The following is a 4,425-nucleotide window of genomic DNA, read 5'->3' on the forward strand; positions in this document are numbered from 1 at the left end:
CCGGCGATCACTCTGATGAGGACATCCCTGCCTGACTGCTGCCTGCCATCGCGGGGCGCGACGAACGTGTCCGGATCATCCGGCAGGTAGATGATGTGCACGCTGTGCCCGGTGCGGTCGGTGAGCCCGGCGTCAGAAAAACGTGGGCGCCCACGGATGGAGCGGCCGCCGAGGGTACGGAACTCCACGGTCTCGATGAGGCTTGTAAACTCCCTGCCCCGGGAGTTTTCCCAGGTGTGTACCCGGGAGTCGACGACCCGCCCCGTCGTCTTTTCCCCTCGCTGTGCCAGCTCCCGCAGGACAGACCGTAGACGAATCGCCTGATAGAGCAGGTACAGCCCGACGGCGATCATCACCACCGACACCGCCACATAAATGAAGGAGAAAGGGGCTGACACGGTTACTCCTTGGGTGGGGTGCGAAATGCCTGGCGACGTTCCCACGCCGCCCGTTGCGCTCGCCCGTGGTCGACCAGGGTGGGGAACAGCTCGCTTTCCGGCCTGGTCTGCCCGGTGTGGAGCAGCGCGGTGGCCATGGACATGTACTGGCGGCGGTAGGACAGACCCAGGACCTGGTCGGCGTAGGCGGTGACCAGCTCGGGGACGACCCGGAGGGTGGTCAGTTCGAGGAGCAGATGCTTCGCGACGTGCCGCGGCAGGGGAGCGGTGTCCCCCAGCTCGGACAGGGCCGAGCCGAGGCTGGCGGGATCGACGGGGTGACCGGCGTGGCGTCGAGAAGCAATGAATCCGAAGAGCGCCCCATAATGCGTGTCGTGGAAGTCCCCGGGTGTGAGCACCCCACACACCTCGTCGCTGGCGGGGTGCTCGCGCGGGGCCCACATGAGTCCGCACAGCAGGTGCGCCTCGGGGTCGAGCTCGGGTGAGATGACCCCCTCGTCCTCGTCGAGCATGTCAGGACAGCGCCCCCGCGACGAGCTCCGCGGTGGCCTTCGCGGAGGCCGGGTTCTGACCGGTGATGAGGGTGCCGTCGGTCTCCGTGTGGGACACGAAGGGCAACGTCGCTTTGCGGAACACCGCGCCGCGCGCCTTGGCCTCCTCCTCGACGTTGTAGGGGACGAGCTTATCGACGAGCGCCAGTTTCTCCTCGGCCCAGGTGAAACCGGTGATCTGGCGGGCGTCGATAAGCAGGGAACCGTCGGACAGACGGGTGTTGAGCAGGCCGCAGTACCCGTGACACACGGCGGCGACGATGCCTCCGGTCTCGAAGACCTCGCGCGTGAGGCGCTGGAGGTCGGGGTTGTCGGGGAAGTCGTACATGGCGCCGTGGCCGCCGGCGAACCAGAGGGCGTCGACCCCGGTGGAGTCGACCTCGGAGGCGGCGGTGGTCGTGCCCAGCAGAGCCATCTTCTCGGGATCGGAGAGCCAGGCCTCGGCGGTCTTCTCCTTGGCGGGGAACTTCAGGGAGCGCTCGTCGAGCGGGACGTAGCCGCCGGCGGGACTGATGATGCGCTGCTCGAAACCGTGGGACTCGAAGACCTCCCAGGCGTGGGTGAGCTCGGAGAGCCACAGGCCGGTTGTGTCGGCGGGATCGTCGAAGTGGGCGACGTTGGTCACAACGTGGAGGATGGTCGTCATGAACCCATTGTCCACGCCGGGAGTAGTCTCGTCACCATGAAGATTCTTCCCTACCTCCTGGCGCTGGCGGCCGTGCTGCTGGGTGCGGTCCTGCTCTACCTCGGGGAACTCGACGACTCACCCGGCTTGGGCGGCATCGGTCTCATTCTCATGATCGTGTCCTTGGTGGTCGTGGTGCGACGGGCCCTGGCGGACAGGCGACCGTGATGGGCCGCAAGGTCATCGCCATCCTGGCGGTCATCGCCCTGGTGGCGGCGCTGGTGTTCGCCTTCATCGGGGGCAGTACGGTCGGGATGCTGCGCGATCCCGTCTCCGTCGAGGTCGAGTCCGACGGCTCGGAGGTCATCACCGCCGTTCAACGCGAGGAGCAGATCGTCCTGCTCAGCACCGCCACCCAGGGCCTGCACAAGACGCAGTCCCGCCTCACGGCGTTGGGATGGGATGTGCCGGGCACCGCGCGGACCAACTTCCTGCAGTACAGCTACCAGGCGAAACTCGGCCTGGAGGGGAGCGCGGTGCGCATCGAGAAAACCGGGGAGGATCGCTTCCTCATCACCGTTCCGGAGTTCATTTTCATCGGGTACACCGAGCCGACGTTCGAGACGGTGCTCGAGGACGGGCAGATACTCAGCTTCGTCTCCCCGGACATCGACACCGCTGCCATCATCACCGAGATCCTCGGCGACCACGAGAAGCGTGAACACATCACCGCCAACCGCAGCCTCCTGCAGGACCAGACCCGGGCGTTCTACCGGGGCATCGTCGCCGGCATTGATGAGCAGGCCCGGGTGGAGTTCGCCTTCCGCTGACGCCATGAACAGGTACTACACCCTCATCGCCAGGATCGTCTTCGCCGTCATCTTCGTCGCGGCGGGCGTGGTCCACATCGTGCTCGGGCGCAGTGCCCCCGACAGCTACGCCGTGTTCTCCCGGACTGCTCTGGTGCCGGGGCTGGCGCAGCTGTGGGACAGCGTCGTCATGCCCCACATCGGCGTGCTGACCCTGGTGCTGGCCACCATCCAGATCGCCGCCGGCGTTGGTCTGCTTCTGGCGGGGCGGACAGTACAGGTCGCGGCGTGGGTCATTCTCGGCTTCCTGGCATTCATCGTGGTCCTCGGCTACGGACTGCCGAGCGCGGGCATGGTGGAGGACCTGGCCATCAACCGCCTGGGTACCTTCGCCCTGGCAGGCCTCATCCTCCCCGTCGCCCTGCACTCGAGGCACCGAGCGCTGTGGGCACGGGTTCCCGATAGGCGCTAAGCACTCTTCGAGCGCTTCTTGTCCAGCGACGCCTTGAGCGCCTCCATGAGGTCGACGACGTCGGCGTCGTCGGAGTCCTCCTCCGGCTGCTCGCCGAAGGTGGCCTCCGTGTCGAGGGTGTCGCCGGCCTTGAGCTTGGCGTCGATAAGCTTGCGCAGCTCCACCTGATACTCGTCCTCGAACTTCTCCGGGGTGAAGTCGGAGGCGTACTGCTCGACGAGCGCGGCGGAGAGCTCGAGCTCCTTGTCGGAGATCTTCGCGCGCGACTTCGTGCCCTTGAAGTCGACCTCGCGGACCTCGTCCGCCCACAGCAGACCCTGCAGGACCAGCACCTTCCCGCGCACCCGCAGGGCACCGAGGCGGGTCTTCTGGCGCAGGGCGAAGGTGACGATGGCGGTGCGGTCCGTCGCCTCGAGCGTCTGGCGCAGCAGCAGGTAGGACTTCGGGGTCTTGCCCTCGGGCTCGAGGAAATAGCTGCGCTCGAGCATGATCGGATCGACCTGCTCGGAGGGGACGAACTGGACGACCTCGATCTCGTTGTTATCGGCCTCGGGGAGGGAATCGAAGTCCTCGTCCGTCATGACGACGGTGTCGCCGTCCTCCTCATACGCCTTGTCGATGTTGGCGTACTCGACCTTCTCGCCGCACACCTCGCAGCGTCGCTCGTAGCGGATCCGACCGCCGTCCTTGTCGTGGACCTGGTGGAAGGAGATGTCATGGTCCTCCACCGCCCCGTAGGCCTTGACGGGGACGTTGACGAGTCCGAACGTGATGGCTCCGGTCCATACTGCGCGCATAGCATGAAGCCTATACAGGAAGGGCAGGCCATGGTGGGCAGCAGAAAGCGGTTCCAGGTCGGCGGGCGCACACTCGCCGTGAGCAGCCTGGACAAGGTGCTCTACCCGGCGACGGGCACGACGAAGGCCGACGTCATGCACTACTACCTCGCCGTGGCCGACGTCCTCCTCCCGCAGATATCCCGCCGCCCGGTCACCCGGAAACGCTGGGTCGACGGGGTGGGCACGGAGAAGGACCCGGGGCAGGTGTTCTTCGCCAAGGACCTGGAGGATTCCGCGCCCGAGTGGATCCCCACCGGGAAGATCTCCCACAAGAGCACCACCAACCACTACCCGCTTGCCGACGAGGCGGCGGTGCTGGCCTGGTTCGCCCAGGTCGCGGCGCTCGAACTGCACACCCCGCAGTGGCGTTTCGGCGCCAACGGCCAGCCCCGCAACCCGGACCGCCTGGTGCTCGACCTCGATCCGGGACCCGGGGTGGGCCTGCCCGAATGCGCCGAGGTCGCGCGGTGGTGCCGGGAGATCCTCGCGGACATGGGCATGCCCGCCTACCCCGTGACCTCCGGGTCGAAGGGCATCCACCTCTACGCCGCACTCGACGGGCAGCACAACTCCGAGACCATCTCCCAGGTCGCCCGCGAGCTGGCCCGCGCGCTCGAGGCCGACCACCCGGACGAGGTCACCGCCACGATGAAGAAGTCCGCGCGCGCCGGGAAGGTCTTCATCGACTGGTCGCAGAACAACGGCTCCAAGACGACGATCAGCCCCTACTC

The 4,425-nt window shown here is 66.8% G+C and carries 8 protein-coding genes; 4 read left to right on the top strand and 4 right to left on the bottom strand.

Translation table 11 applies throughout. The annotated features are described in order from the left end of the window. The 3 genes from Q4F73_RS11680 to Q4F73_RS11690 all read right to left on the bottom strand — a co-directional run. Positions 1–398: DUF3592 domain-containing protein (locus Q4F73_RS11680; protein WP_303359516.1), on the bottom strand; the 398-nt coding region annotated here is incomplete at its 3' end. A 2-nt stretch (positions 399–400) separates the two neighbouring features. Further along, positions 401–910: a DnaB-like helicase N-terminal domain-containing protein gene (locus Q4F73_RS11685; RefSeq protein WP_303359517.1), complete on the bottom strand. Its 510-nt coding sequence runs from the start codon at positions 908–910 to the stop codon at positions 401–403. 1 nt (position 911) lies between these two features. Next, on the bottom strand, positions 912–1,595 hold the full coding sequence (locus tag Q4F73_RS11690; protein WP_303359518.1) for a type 1 glutamine amidotransferase domain-containing protein: 684 nt from the start codon (positions 1,593–1,595) through the stop codon (positions 912–914). Between the two features lie 36 nt (positions 1,596–1,631). Between Q4F73_RS11690 and Q4F73_RS11695 the strand changes: the two genes are divergently transcribed. The 3 genes from Q4F73_RS11695 to Q4F73_RS11705 are packed head-to-tail and all read left to right on the top strand — an operon-like array spanning position 1,632 to position 2,855. Beyond that, a complete protein-coding gene (locus Q4F73_RS11695; RefSeq protein ID WP_303359519.1) occupies positions 1,632–1,802 on the top strand; it encodes a hypothetical protein in 171 nt (56 codons plus the stop codon). After that, positions 1,802–2,404, top strand: a complete 603-nt coding sequence (locus Q4F73_RS11700; RefSeq protein ID WP_303359520.1) for a hypothetical protein — start codon at positions 1,802–1,804, stop codon at positions 2,402–2,404. Before Q4F73_RS11695 ends, Q4F73_RS11700 begins: the two co-directional genes overlap by 1 nt. A 4-nt stretch (positions 2,405–2,408) precedes the next feature. Then, positions 2,409–2,855, top strand: a complete 447-nt coding sequence (locus Q4F73_RS11705; RefSeq protein WP_303359521.1) for a hypothetical protein — start codon at positions 2,409–2,411, stop codon at positions 2,853–2,855. Here the strand turns inward: Q4F73_RS11705 and Q4F73_RS11710 are convergent. Then, entirely contained in the window at positions 2,852–3,652 is an 801-nt protein-coding gene (locus Q4F73_RS11710) for a Ku protein (RefSeq protein ID WP_303359522.1), read from the bottom strand. The two genes, Q4F73_RS11705 and Q4F73_RS11710, sit on opposite strands and share 4 nt — an antisense overlap. A gap of 3 nt (positions 3,653–3,655) precedes the next feature. Here Q4F73_RS11710 and ligD point away from each other — a divergent pair. Further along, positions 3,656–4,425 (top strand): non-homologous end-joining DNA ligase (gene ligD / locus Q4F73_RS11715; RefSeq protein WP_303359523.1); only part of this gene is annotated, 770 nt, incomplete at its 3' end.

This window comes from Corynebacterium sp. (genome assembly GCF_030535495.1).
GTDB lineage: Bacteria > Actinomycetota > Actinomycetes > Mycobacteriales > Mycobacteriaceae > Corynebacterium.